Source organism: Bifidobacterium sp. LH_419 (assembly GCF_056356955.1).
The window spans coordinates 1-15,351 of record NZ_JBKEVG010000009.1 but is presented as its reverse complement, the minus strand read 5'-3'; the positions used below and the strand labels follow the sequence as shown (position 1 = coordinate 15,351).

The following is a 15,351-nucleotide window of genomic DNA, read 5'->3' as shown; positions in this document are numbered from 1 at the left end:
ATGTACCCCACACCGTCCCCATATCCACGCGCCAATACGCGCCATCGCGCGAACGGCCGGCGAGTGCCGGAATGGCCCGGAACCGTTGGAACGCCGCCGTTTTCGGCATGAAAAAAGGGATTCACGAGAAACCGTGAATCCCTAGCGGGCGGAGTGAGGGGGATTCGAACCCCCGAGCCGCTCAAAGCAGCTAACACCTTAGCAGGGTGCCCCTTTCGGCCACTCAGGCATCACTCCACATTGTGTCATGAACACAACAGCATGAAACTATACACCACCCCTCGGATGCGACCCGCCGTATTCACAAAATCCATGATTTTCGCATACCCACATACTGACAGGGAACCTCCGGCACCGCCATCGTGCGTCATGTGTCGCATACCGCGTCGCATGCATATAGGCGGAGCCGGAGGTACGCCATTGTCCGTCCGTCTCCTGCGGGCCATTCTATCCCCAAACGTCGCGCGACACCCGGTTCCCACGGCAATCCCCGTGGCGGCATGGGCGGCGGTATCCTCGACGGAAAGAGCGGGAGAAGAAAGGCAGAGCAGCCATGAGACACATCAACGGCGTCGGTCGTCATACGCCGCCGTCCAGCGGACCGTCACACGTCAGGACCATCGTGGTCGTCGCGCTGGTCGCGGCGATCGTGCTCACGTTCAGTGGAGGCGCGTGGGCGGTATCCACCGGCCGGATCGGCCAGAGCATGGTCGGAGCATCACCGGAAACGCAGGAAACAGCGGCGGCATCCACGGAATCCCGGATCAGGCAGGCCGTGCCCAAGCCCGCCGCCGAGCATCACGGCAACTCCCCGGACTGCCCGGACACGGACTGCATCGCGATGCTCGTCAACGGCGACCTGCTGTTCCATGAGGGTCTGTGGGAGCATTTCGCGGGGCCGGACACCACGGCCACCGACGGCACCGCGTTCGACTTCGACCCGCTGTTCGAGCCGATGAGGAAGTACATCCAGGCCTCCGACATCGCCGTATGCGAGTTCGAGACGCCGATCGCCCCGCGCGGCGGCCCCTACTCCGCGTACCCGGTCTTCAACATCCCGCCCGAGGTGGCGGACGCCGCCAAGCACGTCGGCTACGATGCGTGCACGCACGCCACGAACCATTCGTGGGACCAGGGCTCCGACGGCATCGCGCGCCTGTGGGACACGCTCGACTCGCTGGGCATCGCCCAGACCGGCTCGTACAAGACCGAGGCGGATTCCGTCAAGCCGCTCGTCATCGACTCGCCGACCGGCGGTGGCAAGCTGGGCCTCGTCACCGGCACCGTCTCGCTCAACGGCCAGACTGCCGACCAGGATTGGCGGGTGGACCGTCTGCGCGAAAGCGGCGACCCGCACCATGATTCCGACATCCAACGCGCGGTCGACAAGGCGGACAAGGCGCGCGAACAGGGCGCCGACGTGGTCGCCATCGCCATGCACTCGGTGCAGGAGTACCTCGACTACGCGGATTCCTGGCAGGTGTCCGAGGCGCACGAGCTCGCCGACACGGGCGCGTTCGACGTGATCTATGGCGCCGGATGCCATTGCGCGCAGCCGATCGAGCATTACAACGGCACGTGGATCGTCTACGGTCTCGGCAACGCGGTCACCGTCACCTCGTACATCCCCGGCAACGAGGTGAACAACCAGGGCGTCACCGCGCGCATCCAGTTCGCCGGCAAAAAGGGCGTCAAGGGGTCGTGGCGCGTGAGCCGCATCGACTGGCTTCCCACCGCGAACATGCGGCAGGGCCAATACGTGTGGTGCCCGATCTCCTCCGACCATCCGGACGGCACCTGTTGGAACGAGACGGAGGACGCGAGGCAGCGCCAGCGCATCTCGAACGTCATCTACGCGATGGGCGCCGATCCGGACGTCGTGCACGAGTGGAACATCACGGGCGAACGACAGGCGACCCGGTGACGCGCACCCGCGCCGACCGCGCTAAGGTAGGCTCCATGACCATGCCGCACACGCCATCCGCCACATCCCCGATCATCCTCGACACCCAGCCGGAGCGCACCGACCTGCCGCTCGTCGTCATGCCCGCCGTGCTTGGCTCGATGATTGCGCCGCTCACCGCGCAGCTGGAACGTCTGCATGACGTCGCCCGCGTGCACATGTACGGCGACTTCACCGAGGACGAGGACCTCATCGCCAGTCGCGTGGCCGGCGCGACCGTCATGCTCAACGGCGGCCCGCACATCTCCGACGCGCTGCTGCGCCGCCTGCACGCGGACGGCCTCAAGTGCATCGTGTTCTCCGGCACCGGCGTCGCCAGCTACATCGATCTGGCGCTCGCGCGCGAGCTCGGCATGCGCATCTGCAACGCCGTCCACTACGGCGACGCCGCCGTCGCCGAACACACGTTCGCCCTTCTGTTCGAGCTCACGCGGCATGTCGGCGCGCTCGACGCGGGCGTCAAGGCGGGCGGCTGGTCCGGTCCGTTCGCGGACGGCATGCAGCTCGCCGGCCGCCGTCTCGGCATCATCGGCCTCGGCGGCATCGGCGGCGCCGTCGCGCGGATCGCGCGGGCGCTCGGTATGGACGTGTCCGCATGGTGGACCGGGCATACGCCGGTCGACCGGTTCACGCGGTACGGCGTCACGCCGGTCGACGACCTCGGCGCGCTCATCGCTGCCTCGGACGTCGTCACCGTCCACCTGCCGCTCATCGACGGAGCGACGCGCGGCATCGTCACCGCCGACCATCTCGCACGCCTCAAGCCCGGCGCGTTGTTCGTCAACACGGCGCGCGCCGAGGTCATCGCGCCGGGCGCGCTCGCGGAACGTCTCGCGCGCGGCGACGTCCACGCGGCACTCGACGTGTTCGACAAGGAGCCGCTTCCCACCGACGACCCGTTGCACGCGATGGACAACGTGATCCTCACGCCGCACGTCGCGTGGCGCACCGACGGCGCGTTCGCCGATCTCACCAGGCAGATGGCGGACGCCACGCTCGCCTACCTCACGGGCGGCGACGTGAACGTCGTCGTCTCCGAACACGATCGCGAGGCGTGATGCGGACGATCCTCGACCCGACGGACCAGCCCGCGCACGACGCGTTCGTCGAGAAGAAATCCGAGTTCATCGGCGACGCCGCGCACGTCGCGACGCTCGACGAGGCGCTCGCCTTCGTCGAGCGGATCCGCGAGCGGCATCCGAAATCACGTCATGTCGCCTACGCGGCCGTCTGCGGCGGCGCCGACGGCCGCGTGGCGGAGCGCATGAGCGACGACGGCGAGCCGTCCGGCACCGCCGGCAAGCCGATCCTCGACGTGATCCGCGCGAACGACCTCACCGACTGCGTGGTCGCCGTGACGCGGTATTTCGGCGGCATCCTGCTCGGCTCCGGCGGGCTCATCCGCGCGTATTCGACCGGTGCGTCGATCGCCGTGAAGGCGGCGCGGCAGGCGGCGATCGTGCCGTGCCGGCGCTACCTCGTCGCGTTGCAGTACCCGCAGCTCAAACGGTTCCAGCAGATCCTCGCCACGGTGCACGGCACGCAGTCCGACGAGACGTACGCGGCCGACGTGACGCTCGTCGCGTCGCTGCCGGTCGACGAAGCTCCGCGATTCGAGGATCTCGTGCGCGAGACGTTCAATGCGACCGTCGTGCCGGAGCCGCTCGACGTGGTGAACCGCGCGGTCGCGCAGGACTGACACGCGCGGTAGGCTGGGGCGCATGAGCGACACCGATTTCGAGCCGTTGACCGTCACCTACGAGCATCTGCGCCATAGCGAGGATTCCGCCGAACTGTCCGAATTCGCGCGACGCGAGCTGCCCGACCGCGCCGACCAGGCCGCGTTCTCGCGCGCCACCGCACTGCTCGAGGCCGTCGGCGGCAACCCGCATACGCCGGTCGCCGACCGCGTCTTCCTCGCCGAGACGATGCCGTTCCCGAACGTGCTCGTCAAACTCGCCGCGGATCCGGAACCCGAAGTACGCAAGGCGGTCGCCGGCAACGAAAGCGACAAGAACTGGCTGGTCGGGCGCCTCACCAAGGACCCGGTGCCCGAAGTGCGCGACGCGGCGCTGCGCAACACGAAGACCTCGTGGAAGATGCGGCTCGAAGGCGCGCAGAACCCTGAGGTGGACGCGGCCACGCTCGCCTTCCTCGCCACGCTCGGCACCGAGCTCGAACCCGGCGCGCCCGCCGTGCTCTCCTCGATGGTGCGCCGCGCGGTGGCGCTCAACCCGAACGCCACGCCCGAGACCGTGGCGAAACTGGCCGACGACCCCTCCGCCGAGGTGCGGCACGCCGTGGCGAAGCGCAAGGCCGCACAGGCCGGCTGGCGGGCCGGCGGGTCTTCCGGGGCGACGGGCCCGGCCTGAAGGCGGCTCACGCGCGCGAGTAGTGTACGGCATCGCCCATGTAAACCCCACGTGTCGGCGTTTTCTCCACCTCGGCGTTACACTGGGAGCCATGACTGAGAGAACGGAAAGCGCTGAGCGGCTCGCCCGTCCGCTGATTCAGCTGGCCAAATTGGTGGGCATCGGCACCAGCTATGTGGGGATGAGCGACGACTACCACGAGATCGAGGACGATGTCCTGGTGGATCTGCTCGCCGCCTTGGGCATCGACGCCTCCGGAGAGGATGCGATCCGCGGTTCCATCAAGCACATCCGCGACGCGCGTCGCAGCCGCCTCGTACCGCCCACCGTGCTGCACACGGTCGGCGAGGACACGCGCGTGCTCGTCAACGGCGGCGTGTTCGACCTGCCGAAGGCGACCATCACGCTCGAAAGCGGCGAGGATTACGGCAGGACGCTCGACTACGGTCCCGGCGACGGCTCGAGGGCCTACGTGCTCAACGACCGGTTCATCACCACGTCGTCGATCACCATCCCCGCCGACCTGCCGGCCGGCTACCACACGCTGCACGTCACGGTGGGCGAAACCACGCAGGACGCCACGCTGATCAGCGCGCCGTCGCGCGTCGAACTGCTCGACGAGATGAAGAACGGCCGCCTGTGGGGCTGGATGGCGCAGCTGTACTCCATCCGCTCCGCGAACTCGTGGGGCGTGGGCGACTTCCAGGACCTCGCCGACCTGCTCAAGGAGGCGAAGCGCCGCACGGGTAGCGACTTCGCGCTCATCAACCCGGTGCACGCCGCCGAACCCGTCTCCCCGCTGACGCCGTCGCCGTACCTGCCGATCGCGCGCGGTCTCGTCAACTTCACGTACATCCGCCCCGAGGCCATCGAGGAGTACCAGCTGCTCGGCAAAGAGAGCCTCGCGCAGGTCGAGGAGCTGCACTCCTCCGTCGAGCCGCTCAACGGCGACGCCCAGCTCATCGACCGCGATTCGATGTGGCGCGCGAAGATGCACGCCCTGTGGATCATCTTCAAGCTCGGCCGTTCCCCGGAGCGCCAGCAGGCGTTCGCCGACTACTGCAAGGCCGCCGGCGACGACCTCGAAGGCTACGCCACCTGGTGCCTGTGCTACGACAAGTGGGGCGCGCCGACCCGCGAGCTCGACAACTGGGAGCAGAAGTTCACCAAGGATTCGCCCGAGGTCCAGGGGCTCAAGCAGCAGTTCCCCGACACGCTCAACTTCTACCGCTGGCTCGAATGGATCGCCACCGAACAGCTCGACCGCGCGCAGCGCGAGGCCCGTGAGGCGGGCATGCGCATCGGCCTCATGGCCGATATGGCCGTCGGCGTGCACGCGCTCGGCTCCGAGGTCTGGTGGCATCCGGAGAACTTCGCGAAGGGCGCGACCGTCGGCGCCCCGCCGGACATGTTCAACCAGCAGGGCCAGGATTGGAGCCAGCCGCCGCTGAGCCCGATCGCCCTGGAGAACACCGGCTACGCCCCCTACCGCAACCTCGTGCACAACATGTTCGCGCACGCGGGCGCGGTGCGCATCGACCACATCCTCGGCCTGTTCCGCCTGTGGTGGGTGCCCGCCGGGCGCAAGCCGGTGGACGGTGCCTACGTGCACTACGATTCCGAGACGATGCTCGGCATCCTCGCGCTCGAGGCCTCCCGCGCCGACGGCGTGGTCGTCGGCGAGGATCTGGGCGTCGTGCCCGCCTACGTGGCCGATTCGCTGTCCAAGCACGGACTGCTCGGCTGTGCCGTCGAATGGTTCGAGCAGCGCGACGGCAAGTTCCGCGCGCCCTCCGACTGGCGTCCGTACGCGCTCGCCTCGGTCAACACGCACGACCTGCCGCCGGCGGCCGGATACCTCGAGCTGGAGCATGTCGAGCTGCGCGAGCGCCTCGGCCTGCTCACCGAGCCGAAGGAGAAGGTCGAGCAGGACGCCATGAACGAGCAGAACGCCATGCTGGAGATGCTCGTGCGCGAGAACTACCTCGACGCCGACTTCGCCGACCATCGCGAGGATCACGAGCAGGACATCATCGAAGCGCAGTATCGCGCGCTCAAGGGCTCGCCGTGCAAGCTGCTCGCCGCCTCCATCACCGACGCGGTGGGGGAGAAGCGCGCGCAGAACCAGCCGGGCACCAACAACGAGTACCCGAACTGGCGCATCCCGCTCGCCGACGACAAGGGCGACGTGGTTCCGGTCGAAGGCCTGTTCGAGCGCGAGTCCGTGCAGCGCCTCGCCGCCATCATGAACGGCTGACGCGTTCGGACGAACGGTTGATGTGCCGTCCGTGTCCCTGACGGCCGAAAGTCCGCTCCCTTCACGGGGAACGGACTTTCTTTATTCTGCGCCCCCTTCAGGGGGAGCTGGCGGCCGCAGGCCGACTGAGGGGGGTGCCGGGAGCGTCGGGGCGGAACGGCCCCGCCCGACTCCCGATTCTCACCGCCACGACACGCCCGGGGTGATGTCAAGGCCGGCGATATACTAGTGGATTGTTGTGTTTCCCTAAGGGGTCCTTCAAAGCGCTTTCCCACTCGCCATCGAGGACTTTCAGGGAGCCCACGGATAAAGAGGTCTGAAGCTTATCGGATCGCGCGCCCTAACCAAGCGCACACCGAGCAGCCGAAGCCCGGAACACAATAGTGAAAAGGTAGATACAGTGAAGACTTTCACTCCGAAGCCAGCTGATCTGACTCATGACTGGTACATCGTCGACGCTTCCGATGTGGTGCTCGGTCGTCTCGCCTCCCAGGTCGCGAACCTGCTGCGTGGCAAGAACAAGCCGACCTTCGCGCCGCACGCCGACTCCGGCAACTACGTTATCGTCATCAACGCCGACAAGATCGCGCTGACCGGTAACAAGCTGGGCAAGGAACTGTACTCGCACTCCGGCCGTCCCGGCGGTCTGCGTCGCGACAAGTACTCCGAGCTGCTCAAGAACAAGCCGGAGCGCATCATCACCTCCGCCGTCAAGGGCATGTTGCCGAAGAACCGTCTGTCCAAGGTGCAGCTCGGCCGTCTGCGTGTCTTCGCCGGCTCCGAGCATCCGCACGCTGGCCAGAACCCGCAGGTCTTCGAGATCCAGCAGGTTTCTCAGCAGGCTAAGTGAACCGAAGGGAGATAGAGAACATGGCTGAAAACACCAACAACTCCGCGGTTCAGGAAACCGAAGAGGAGCTCACCAGCTACACCACCGAGACCAACGCCGGCGCCGGCACCGGCACCTCCGCGATCGAGCCGGGCTACGGCACCGGTCGTCGCAAGGAGGCCGTCGCCCGTGTCCGCCTGATCCCGGGCTCCGGCAAGTGGACCATCAACGGCCGCACCCTGGAGGAGTACTTCCCCTCCAAGCTGCTGCAGCGTGAGGTCAACTCCCCGATCGTGCTCCTCAAGCTCGAGGGCAAGTTCGACGTCGTCGTCCTCGTCGACGGTGGCGGCACCACCGGCCAGGCCGGCGCCATCCGCCTCGGCGTGGCCCGTGCGCTGAACGCGATCGACCGCGACGCCAACCGCGCCGAGCTGAAGAAGGCCGGCTTCCTGACTCGCGACGCCCGCGTCGTCGAGCGCAAGAAGGCTGGTCTCCACAAGGCCCGTCGCGCCCCGCAGTTCTCCAAGCGTTGATTCGCCTGGGCGCTGCCCATCACGACAAGGAACCCCGTCACCGTTCATCCGGTGGCGGGGTTCCGTCGTTTTCGTAGGGGGCTTACGGAGCGTCCCGGGATCTCGCGGAAGACCCCGGGAGCTTGGGACCCCGGTCCTCAGCTCAGCTGCTTCATCAGGCTGATGCTGAGTGCGGGGAACGTCCACACGTTCGTGTCCGGCTCGGACTCCGTCTCGGCACCGGTCGCGGCCTCCGGTTGTGCCGGCGCGGCGGTGGGTCCGGTGGGTCCGGTGGATTCCGGTCCGGAATCGGCGACGGCCGCGTCGGCGTCCTTCACGTTCGCGGCGTTCGTACCGTTCGTGCCGTTGCCGTTCGCGACGTTCGCGCCACCCGTAGCAAGCGGCGTCGGGATGGCGCCGGTCATGGCGTGCGCCGCCTGCTGCGGCTCCGGCGCGTGCCGGTGCAGCAGCAGTGCCGCGGCCTTCTCGGCTCGCGCCTGCTCCTCCTTCTCCGCGGCGGCCTTCGCCTCCGCGTGGGCGATCGCCTTCATGTCCGCGTCGAGCGCGTCGGACAGCTGGCGCGCGGTGGCGCCGTCGCCCTCGCCCTGCATCCGTTCGACCAGATCGTGGATCTCGCTGCTTTCGGGCACGCTGATCGTCCACAACGTCTGCTGGCCGTCCAGTTTGAGATCCGCGACGGCGCGGCCGCGGCCGGGCATATGGCCGGTGCTCTCCGCCGAGCACCATGCGGGCGTCCATTCGCTGTCCGAGGGGAGTCGGAACTGCTTGTCCTCCGGCACGCCGTTGATGACGATGAGGATGTCGGTCTCACTCGCGTCGAGCAGCTGCATCGCGAAACTGCGCTGGCCGAGGTCGAACCAATCGCGTTCCATCGGCGTGGTGCCGTTCGGCAGGAACCATTGGATGCGGCTCGACGGCTTGAGCAGGCCCAGCTGCGTGAGCCTGGTGAAGAAGCCCTCCTGATGGTACAGGTCGAGCGACTTGCGCAGGGCCACCAGCTTCGACACGGTCTCGAGGCGGTGCATGTGCCAGCTCTTCTCCGGCTGGTACAGCCAGTCCCATTTCAGGTAGCTGATCGGGCTGTCCTGGCAGTAGGCGTTGTTGTTGCCGTCCTGCGAATTGCCGAATTCGTCGCCGGCGAGCATCATCGGCGTGCCGAGGCTGAGCAGCAGCGTGCCGAGCATGTTCATCGCCGCGCGTTCGCGCCGCGCCACGATCGTCACGTCGTCGGTCTCGCCTTCCGTGCCGAAGTTCGCGGAGTGGTTGACGTTCGAGCCGTCGTTGTTGTTCTCGCCGTTCGCCTCGTTGTGCTTGTTCGCGTAGCGGGTCAGATCGGTGAGCGTGAATCCGTCATGGCAGGTGACGAAGTTGATCGACGACGCGGCACCGCGGCCCGGATCGGTGGCGAACAGGTCGGCGGATCCGCACAGGCGCGTTGCCATCTCCTGCATGCCGATGCGGCCGACGCGTCCGCCACCCTCCACGTCGGTGAGCCAGAACTGGCGTGACGTGTCGCGGAACCGGTCGTTCCACTCGGCGAACGGCACGGAGAACTGCCCGGTGCGCCAGCCGAGATTGCCCAGATCCCATGGTTCCATGATGAGCTTGAGGTTGCCGAGCAGCAGGTCGGCGCGCAGCGCGTACAGGAACGGGTGGTGCTGCGTGAACTCGCCGTTGAGGCGGGCGAGCGAGACGCCCAGGTCGAAGCGGAATCCGTCGATGCCGATGCGTTTCGCCCAGTAGCGCAGCGAGTCGATCGCGAACGTGACGACGTGCGTGTTCGTGAAGTCGAACGTGTTGCCGCAGCCGGTCGTATCCTCCAGACGGCCGATGTTGTTCTTCTGTCGTCGGTACGTGGAGATCGCGTCGAGGCCGCGCCAGCAGACGGTCGGTCCCTCCACGCCGCCCTCGCACGAATGGTTGTAGACCACGTCCATGATGACTTCGAAGCCTGCCTCGTGCAGGGCGCGCACCATGTCGATGACCTCCTGGCGCACCGCCTCCGCTCCGGCCTCCTGCGCGGCCTTCGTCGCGTAGGAGGGTTCGGGGGCGAAGAATCCGAGCGTGTTGTATCCCCAGTAGTTCACGCGATTGCGTTCCTGGAGGAACACCTCCGGCTGTTTCGCCTGGATCGGCAGCAGCTCGATCGAGGTGACGCCGAGCCCTTGCAAGTAGGCGAGCGTGGTGGGGTGGGCGAGACCGGCGTAGGTGCCGCGAAGCTCCTCGGGCAGCCACGGCGCCTGCGCGGTGAAGCCCTTGACGTGCAGCTCGTAGATGACGGTCTTGCTCCACGGGATGTGCGGATGGTCCGGGTCGTCGTCATGCTTGGTCTTGTCGCGGTCGTCGATGGCGACGGACAGCGGCATGTGGCCGAGCGAGTCGACGGTGCTCATATTGCCGAACGCGGAGCCGGTGACGCGGTTGTCCTTCACCTCGCACTCGTAGGAGAAGGCGGCGGGGGAGAGCTCCATCGTGCCGTCGATGCCCTTCGCGTACGGGTCGAGCAGCAGCTTGTACGGGTTGAAGCGCACGCCGTGGCGCGGGTCCCATGCGCCGTCGACGCGGAATCCGTAGCGCATGCCGCTCCACGCCTTCGGGATGTGCACGTACCACAGGCCGTAGTTGGGGCCCTGCATGCGGAACAGGGTCTCGCGCACGTAGAGGTCTTCGAGGATGCGCATGCAGACGGGGAATTCGCGGATCTGGTCGACGAACGGCACGTTCGGCACGTCGAACAGTCGGATGGCGTCCTGATAGAACGCCGTGGGGTCGTCAAGCGATTCGATCACGCTCAGCCACACCTGATCGGCGGTTTCGGACCGGACGACGACGTCCGCGCCGCCGTCCTCGGTGAAGTAGAAGCCCGGGCGGGTGGCGTAGCGATGCAGCGGTGGATTTCTCATACACCCATTGTAGACGTGTCGGGTTTTTGCGGGGATTGCCGGTGGTTTCCTGCGGTTTTCTCCGTGGGCGGTGCACCTGGTTCGTGCCGTACGGCTGCCGGGAATGGCGGAATTCCGGGCGACACGCCGATGTGATTCGGTTTTAGAAAATGAATTTGCAAAACTCAAGAAAAGAAGTTATAGTGTGTATCAACACCTCGCAGGGAACGCGAGATGAACGAACTTCAACACCGTCGGTGACGACGGAAGAACAAGGAACAACACAGCAACAGTCTTCGCAGTCGAAGGCGCATCGAAAGGAACCATCATGAAGGCACTCGTGCTCACCGGCGTCAAGCAGTTCGAGATCCAGGATCTGCCCACCCCCGAGATCGCGCCGAACGAGGTGCTCATCAACACCGCCTACGCCGGCGTCTGCGGCACCGACCACGATCTGTACGCGGGCCGTCCGGGCTCCGCCGCCGCCGTCCCGCCGATCGTCCTCGGCCACGAGAACTCCGGCATCGTCGAGGCCATCGGCTCCGAGGTCACCAACGTCAAGCCCGGCGACCGCGTCGCCGTCGATCCGAACATCTACTGCGGCCAGTGCGAGTTCTGCCTCACCCAGCGTCCGGAGCTGTGCGACCACCTGTCCGCCGTCGGCGTGACCCGTGATGGCGGCCTCGCCGAGCAGTTCACCGCCCCGGCCACCGTCGTCTACAAGCTGCCGGACAACGTCTCCCTCAAGGACGCCGCCGCCATCGAGCCGATCTCCTGCGCCGTGCACGGCGTCGACCTGCTCAAGCTCAAGCCCTACCAGAAGGCCCTCGTCATCGGCGACGGCTTCATGGGCCAGCTTTTCGCCCAGATCGTGCAGGCCTACGGTGTGCACCAGGTCGACCTCGCCGGCATCTTCGACGAGAAGCTCCAGCGCAACCAGGAGCTGTTCGGCGTGAAGAACATCTACAACACCACCCGCGAGGCCATCCCGGAAGGCGCCTACGACGTGATCATCGAGGCCGTCGGCCTGCCCCAGACCCAGGCCCAGGCCGTCGCCGCCGCCAACAAGGGCGCCCAGGTGCTCATGTTCGGCGTCGGCCCGCAGGAGGCTCACTTCGAGATGAACACCTACGACATCTACAAGAAGCAGCTGACCATCCAGGGCTCCTTCATCAACCCGCTCACCTTCAAGGACGCGATCAGCCTGCTGGAATCCGGCAAGATGAACGTCGACCCGCTCATCAGCCACGAGCTCGAGCTCGAAGAGGTCCAGGACTTCCTCGACGGCAAGATCAAGGGCGTCTCCAAGGCCGTCGTCAAGCTCGCCCACTGAGTCCCGCAGCCGTGGCTCCGCTCCGGTCGGCGGGGCCGAGACCCGTCTTCGCCCCCGCTGGCGGGGGCTCCCGGCGGAGCCGGGTGGGGGGGGCGCGTCGGCGGGGCTCGGCAAGGACGTGGATTCCTGTCCTCGCCCCCGCTGGCGGGGGCTCCCGGCGGAGCCGGGTGGGGGTGGTCCGCGCGACTGTCCGCACTCGTCCGCAACCACCCTCCGGCGCTGCGCGCCACCTCTCGCCAGCGGGAGGGAGCCATAACGGCCCATTCACCCGCCGGCGTTGCGTGACTCCTCCGTCAGTGGGAGGGAGTCGTGGCTCCGCTCCGTTTCATAGACTTGGCCGCCGGTTTTCCCCTTTTTCCCGGCGGCCATTACACTCTTTGGTCATATACCGCCCCTTATCCGACAACGATGTTTATGTAGGGATTATTCATGATTCGCTTCTTCGAAAAGTTCGGCATCCCCCGCGTGCTGCTCCTCGGCTTCCTCGCCGTGGCCATCTTCATGACCGGCGACGGCTTCGAGCTCACCTTCCTGTCCAAGTACATGGTCGATCAGGGCTTCACCGCGGCGCAGGCGTCCGGTCTGGTCACCGTCTACGGCCTGTTCGCCGCACTCGGCGGTTGGACGGCCGGTGTGCTCGCCGAGATGTTCGGCGCTCGCCGCGTTATGATGTTCGGCGCCTGCTGGTGGATCGCCGTTCACCTGGTCTTCCTGGGACTCGCTTTGCCCAGCGGCATCTATCCGTTCATCCTCGCCGTCTACGCGGTGCGCGGCATCGGCTACCCGCTGTTCATCTACTCGTTCGTCGTGCTGATGGCGCAGTACATCACCCCCGCCCGTCTCGCCTCCGCCACCGGCTTCTTCTGGACCTGCTTCTCGCTGGGCATCGGCGTGTTCGGCGCGTATCTGCCGAGCTTCATCATGCCGCACTTCGGTGAGTACCGGACCTTCTGGTTCGCGCTGCCGTTCTCGATCGTCGGCACCATCATGTGCTTCCTGTTCGTGCCGAAGAACAAGGTCGTCAAGGGTGAGGGGCTGAGCACCAAGGAGAAGCTCAAGGAGCTCACCGACGGCGCCACCATCCTGTTCACCAACCGCAAGATCGCCATCTGCGCCATCATCCGCATCATCAACAACCTGCTGCTCTACGGCTTCCCGGTCATCATGCCGCTCTACCTGTGCACCACGAAGTACGGCGGCATCAACATCTTCAAGACCGAGGAGTGGATGCGCATCTGGGGCTTCGTGTTCGTCGTCACCCTGATCTTCAACACCTTCTGGGGTTGGTTCATGGACCGCTTCGGCTGGGTGTGGCCGATGCGCTGGTTCGGTTGCGGCGTGCTCGCCGTCGGCTCCGTCGCCTTCTACTACATCCCGCAGTGGTTCGGCGCGAACGCGCTGATGATGATCATCGCCTCCATCATCGTCGGCATCGGTACCTGCGCGTTCTCCTGCCTGCCGACCATCATGACGCTCGAAGCCCCCGGCAAGCAGGGTGCCGCCCTCTCCGCCTACAACCTGGCCGCGGGACTCACCACGTTCGTCGGTCCCGGCATCGCCACGGTCCTGCTGCCGTCGATCGGCATCGAAGGCATCTGCTGGACGTACGCGGCGCTGTACGTGGTGGCGCTGCTGCTCACCTGCACCCTGCACCCGAAGCAGCCCGGCTTCGACGAGAAGGGCCACCGCATCAAGGAAACGAAGACCGAGACGGCGGAGTCTGCGATCGCGGCCTGATCGGCAACGAAATACCAATGATTGATCATTCGGGCGGCATGGCGTCGGCCGCGCCGCCCGAATGACGGATTATCCTGAACCTGTCGAGACAATCGAATCAACCATCACCATTCAAAGGAGAATCATCATGGCCAAGAAGATGACCGAATTCACCACCGACTTCCAGCACTCCGGCATGATCGCCAAGGACCTGGATGAGACCATCAAGTTCTACACCGAGACGCTCGGCTTCGAACTCGCCGGCCTGTTCCACAACGGTGAGAACCGTTGCGCCTTCCTGCGCTACGGCCACCTGACCATCGAGACCTGGGAGGGTGATCCGGCCCCGCTGACCACCGGTGCGATCAACCACTGGGCGTTCGACGTTCCGGATATCGAGGCCGCGTGGGAGAACGCGAAGGAACTCGGTCTGGAGATCAAGGAGGATGAGATCCAGTCCATTCCGAGCTTCTGGGACAAGGGTATCCGCTACTTCAACGTCTTCGGCCCGAACCGCGAGACCCTCGAATTCTGCGAGATCGTCAAGTAACCCGCTCCGCCTCTCCATCCAACCAACAGTCTGCGCATGGCCGCCGCGTTCATCCGCGTCGGCCATGCGCATTCGTGCCTATGGAACGGATTGTGTCGCGTGGTGTTGTGGTGGTGTTGGTGGGCTGGTGTCTCCTCCCGTTGTCGCGTGGTGTCGCGTGGTGGTGTGTGGGTGTCGGTGGGTGGTTGTTGGTTGCGTGTTGGTGGTGTGTTGGGTCTTGTTTTCGACACGCCGGTGTTTTGGCTTGTTTCTGGGGTTTTTGGGGTGTTGTGTTGGGGTTGGTTTGCGTTGTGGTGGTTGGTGGTGTATGTTTGTCACTCGCTGCCGCTGAGCGGCTTGGTTCTTTCCTTGTTGGTTGGTTCCGGGGTTGTTCGGTGTGTGTGGTGGTTTGAGAACTCAAGAGTGTGTTGTACTACTTACTTCTTTATAGTCAATGATTGCCAGTCCGATGCCGGCTCCGGTTTTGCTGGAGTGCCCGAGGGGGTTTGAATGGTGTCGGGGTTTTTGTGCGAACCTCTTTCCTTATAAGGGGTTCCGTCTTTTTTCTTTTTCGGGAGTCATCTTTTCGGATGCTTTCTGCAAGTTTTTTTGTGGAGGGTTCGATTCTGGCTCAGGATGAACGCTGGCGGCGTGCTTAACACATGCAAGTCGAACGGGATCCTGCCAGCTTGCTGGTGGGTGAGAGTGGCGAACGGGTGAGTAATGCGTGACCGACCTGCCCCGTACTCCGGAATAGCTCCTGGAAACGGGTGGTAATGCCGGATGTTCCAGTTGATCGCATGGTTTTCTGGGAAAGGGTCTTACCGGTACGGGATGGGGTCGCGTCCTATCAGCTTGACGGTGGGGTGATGGCCTACCGTGGCTTCGACGGGTAGCCGGCCTGAGAGGGCGACCGGCCACATTGGGACTGAGATAC

At 65.6% G+C, this 15,351-nt stretch carries 11 protein-coding genes, 1 tRNA gene and 1 rRNA gene; 11 read left to right on the top strand and 2 right to left on the bottom strand.

Translation table 11 applies throughout. The features are described 5' to 3' along the window. Window positions 1-149: 149 nt before the first annotated feature. Window positions 150-237, bottom strand: a tRNA-Ser gene (locus AC1AYX_RS06835). Window positions 238-553: 316 nt separating this feature from the next. Here AC1AYX_RS06835 and AC1AYX_RS06830 point away from each other — a divergent pair. The 7 genes from AC1AYX_RS06830 to rpsI all read left to right on the top strand — a co-directional run bounded on the left by AC1AYX_RS06830 (window position 554) and on the right by rpsI (window position 7,954). After that, complete coding sequence (locus AC1AYX_RS06830) at window positions 554-1,924, top strand: CapA family protein (RefSeq protein WP_476502809.1); 1,371 nt, start codon at window positions 554-556, stop codon at window positions 1,922-1,924. Window positions 1,925-1,959: 35 nt separating this feature from the next. Continuing rightward, on the top strand, window positions 1,960-3,021 hold the full coding sequence (locus AC1AYX_RS06825; RefSeq protein ID WP_476502808.1) for an NAD(P)-dependent oxidoreductase: 1,062 nt from the start codon (window positions 1,960-1,962) through the stop codon (window positions 3,019-3,021). Further along, window positions 3,021-3,662, top strand: a complete 642-nt coding sequence (locus tag AC1AYX_RS06820; protein WP_476502872.1) for an IMPACT family protein — start codon at window positions 3,021-3,023, stop codon at window positions 3,660-3,662. Before AC1AYX_RS06825 ends, AC1AYX_RS06820 begins: the two co-directional genes overlap by 1 nt. A gap of 22 nt (window positions 3,663-3,684) precedes the next feature. After that, window positions 3,685-4,335, top strand: a complete 651-nt coding sequence (locus tag AC1AYX_RS06815) for an AbrB family transcriptional regulator (RefSeq protein WP_476502807.1) — start codon at window positions 3,685-3,687, stop codon at window positions 4,333-4,335. A gap of 91 nt (window positions 4,336-4,426) precedes the next feature. Then, on the top strand, window positions 4,427-6,592 hold the full coding sequence (gene malQ / locus AC1AYX_RS06810) for a 4-alpha-glucanotransferase (RefSeq protein WP_476502806.1): 2,166 nt from the start codon (window positions 4,427-4,429) through the stop codon (window positions 6,590-6,592). Window positions 6,593-6,992: 400 nt separating this feature from the next. Then, window positions 6,993-7,442 carry a 50S ribosomal protein L13 gene (rplM, locus tag AC1AYX_RS06805; RefSeq protein WP_476502805.1) on the top strand — a complete coding sequence of 150 codons (450 nt, stop codon included), beginning with the start codon at window positions 6,993-6,995 and terminating at the stop codon, window positions 7,440-7,442. 20 nt (window positions 7,443-7,462) lie between these two features. Next, window positions 7,463-7,954, top strand: coding sequence for a 30S ribosomal protein S9 (gene rpsI / locus AC1AYX_RS06800; RefSeq protein WP_034527187.1), 492 nt, complete (start codon window positions 7,463-7,465; stop codon window positions 7,952-7,954). Window positions 7,955-8,091: 137 nt separating this feature from the next. Here rpsI and glgX read toward each other — a convergent pair whose 3' ends face one another. Beyond that, on the bottom strand, window positions 8,092-10,857 hold the full coding sequence (gene glgX / locus AC1AYX_RS06795; protein ID WP_476502804.1) for a glycogen debranching protein GlgX: 2,766 nt from the start codon (window positions 10,855-10,857) through the stop codon (window positions 8,092-8,094). A gap of 307 nt (window positions 10,858-11,164) precedes the next feature. Here glgX and AC1AYX_RS06790 point away from each other — a divergent pair, with 307 nt between their 5' ends. The 4 genes from AC1AYX_RS06790 to AC1AYX_RS06775 all read left to right on the top strand — a co-directional run. Beyond that, window positions 11,165-12,169, top strand: a complete 1,005-nt coding sequence (locus AC1AYX_RS06790; protein ID WP_476502803.1) for a zinc-dependent alcohol dehydrogenase family protein — start codon at window positions 11,165-11,167, stop codon at window positions 12,167-12,169. A 429-nt stretch (window positions 12,170-12,598) separates the two neighbouring features. After that, the gene (locus AC1AYX_RS06785) at window positions 12,599-13,906 is read left to right on the top strand and encodes an MFS transporter (protein ID WP_034527192.1); all 1,308 of its coding nucleotides are present in this window, start codon (window positions 12,599-12,601) and stop codon (window positions 13,904-13,906) included. Between the two features lie 127 nt (window positions 13,907-14,033). Beyond that, entirely contained in the window at window positions 14,034-14,435 is a 402-nt protein-coding gene (locus tag AC1AYX_RS06780) for a VOC family protein (protein WP_034527195.1), read from the top strand. A 587-nt stretch (window positions 14,436-15,022) separates the two neighbouring features. Next, window positions 15,023-15,351: ribosomal RNA gene (locus AC1AYX_RS06775) — 16S ribosomal RNA — on the top strand; the annotation flags it as partial.